Origin of the sequence: Rhizobium sp. L9, from assembly GCF_002531885.1 — a bacterium.
Classification (GTDB): Bacteria; Pseudomonadota; Alphaproteobacteria; order Rhizobiales; family Rhizobiaceae; genus Rhizobium.
This window is the reverse complement of sequence record NZ_NWSZ01000104.1, coordinates 1-658: the sequence shown is the minus strand read 5'-3', so window position 1 is coordinate 658 and position 658 is coordinate 1. Positions and strand designations below refer to the sequence as shown.

The following is a 658-nucleotide window of genomic DNA, read 5'->3' as shown; positions in this document are numbered from 1 at the left end:
CGTCCTGAAGCGCCGGCGCGCCTGGTTCGATGGTCAATTGGACCTCGATCCGGAGAAACTGATCTTCATCGACGAAACCGGCCTCTCGACCAAGATGTCACGTCTGCGCGGACGTGCATTGCGAGGTGAGCGTTTGCCGTGCCGGCGTGCCGCACGGCCATTGGAAAACAACGACTTTCACCGGTGCGTTGCGCCTCAGCGGAATGACCGCCCCATTCGTCTACGATGGCGCGATGAACGGCAACGTCTTCCTTGCGTATGTCGAACAGGTGCTGGTGCCGCCCCTGGAGATCGGCGACGTCGTCATTATGGATAACCTGCCTGCACACAAGATAGCCGGTGTCCGCGATGCCATCGAACGTGCCGGCGCCAAGCTCATGTTCCTGCCGCCCTATAGTCCGGACTTCAATCCAATCGAGAACGCATTCTCGAAGCTGAAAGCCATGTTGCGAGGCCGAGCCGAGCGAAAGATCGATGCTCTATGGGATGCGGTCGGGGCCTTGATACCGCGCTTCACTGCGGCAGAATGCGCAAACTACCTTAAGGCCGCTGGATATGACCCAGATTGAGCAGGATTTGCTCTAGCGGTGCAAGTGATGCCATCACGACACCGTCTGTCGGCTTTGTCTGATCGGCGACATTAGGTTTGTTTGGCAGT

At 58.2% G+C, this 658-nt stretch carries 1 pseudogene; it reads left to right on the top strand.

The features are described 5' to 3' along the window. Nucleotides 1-569, top strand: a pseudogene (locus CO660_RS32475) (IS630 family transposase); the annotation flags it as partial. Between the last annotated feature and the right edge of the window lie 89 nt (nt 570-658).